1 protein-coding gene is annotated in these 734 nt (G+C 39.9%); it reads left to right on the top strand.

The features are described from left to right. Positions 1 to 640 (top strand): DUF945 family protein (locus R7E38_RS22890; protein WP_318082141.1); only part of this gene is annotated, 640 nt, incomplete at its 5' end. Between the last annotated feature and the right edge of the window lie 94 nt (positions 641 to 734).

The raw sequence follows: 734 nt of genomic DNA, 5'->3' as shown, positions 1-734 counted from the left end.
TGTGGTTGATTCATCGCTTAAACAGGTATTTTTGATTGAAAAGGCGAGCTACAGCGGCAACACGTCGAATGACGAAGCGGGTGAGAAGCTAAACAGCCAATTAAACATTAATGCTCAAAAAATGCGCCTAACGGATGGCACTGATGTTGATAACTTTAAGTTGAATTTTGCTATTGCAGATGTCGATAGTAACTCGTTCGATCAAATTATGTCGATCTATCAAAGCTCACCAGTACTTGATGAACAACAGGTGTCCGAGTTAATGCCTCACATCGACACGCTATTTAGTAAGGGCTTTAAGCTTTCAGTTAATGAGCTTTCTTTGGCGTTTGGTGAAGGTAAATTCCGCAACGAGTGGCAATTATCAGTCCCTCAAGGTACAGACCATATCACGCAAGACCCAATGAAGTTGATGACCGCAACAAACGGCGAATTGAGTACTTACTTCTCAGATGAACTTGTTGAACACTATCCATTTATCCAAGAAGGCATTGATGAGCTTTTGATCATGGAGTTGATTGAAAAAGTCGATGGTGGTTATGAACTTAAAGCTCAAATCGGTGAAGGCAAGCTTAAGTTTGAAAATGGTCATGAATTTCCATTGATTGGTCTGTTAATGCCCGCGTTGATGCAGAAATAAGCCGATTACGATTCGAGCTTTCCGTTAATTTGACGTTTTCAGTTTAAAAGAGGTCTTAAGACCTCTTTTCTTGTTTTTATCACCATAAAAACGT

It is taken from the genome of Vibrio sp. Vb2131 (assembly GCF_033338535.1).
GTDB classification, from domain to species: Bacteria; Pseudomonadota; Gammaproteobacteria; order Enterobacterales; family Vibrionaceae; genus Vibrio; species Vibrio alginolyticus.
This window is presented reverse-complemented; position numbering and strand designations above follow the sequence as displayed.